1 protein-coding gene is annotated in these 518 nt (G+C 55.4%); it reads right to left on the reverse strand.

From position 1 onward, the window contains the following. A partial coding sequence (locus tag ESY88_RS20770; RefSeq protein WP_189702689.1) for an IS91 family transposase occupies positions 1 to 454 on the reverse strand: 454 nt, incomplete at its 3' end. Positions 455 to 518: the final 64 nt, after the last annotated feature.

A 518-nucleotide genomic window follows, 5' to 3' on the forward strand; every position in this document is an offset into this window, starting at 1 on the left:
TGTTCTGACCCCAGGTATGCAGCACCGCGATCATGCCCATTCTGCCGCCCAAATGTTTGGGGTTGTCCCCAAATTGCCGCAAGGTCTGCCAAGCGGCCCTGAACAGACTGCCGTACACTATTTTGCCATGGCTCAAAGCGTAGCTGTTGAATTCGCTAGGAAGGGTAAACACCAAATGAAAATAGGGAACGTTCAAGAGTTCGCCTTCCCGTGCCCGGATCCACTCCTCGCGTTTGTGCCCCTGGCATGTTGGGCAATGCCTGTTCCTGCAACTGTTGTAACTGATGTGCAACGCGTGGCAACAGTCGCATTTATCTATGTGTCCGCCCATAGCTTTGGTCCGGCATCTCCTTATCGCCTGCAGGGCACGGCAGTGCCAGGAGGTCAGGCTCAGACTTTTGAGCTGTAGCTGCTCCATTTCCAAAACGTCGGCCACCGTATGTCGGGGACGCATCAACCGTAGAGCTTGTCCAGCGGGGAAAACCTCGAACCACTGGGCAGGTTGGCCACGTGCAGAT

It is taken from the genome of Subsaximicrobium wynnwilliamsii (assembly GCF_007997225.1).
GTDB lineage: Bacteria > Bacteroidota > Bacteroidia > Flavobacteriales > Flavobacteriaceae > Psychroserpens > Psychroserpens wynnwilliamsii.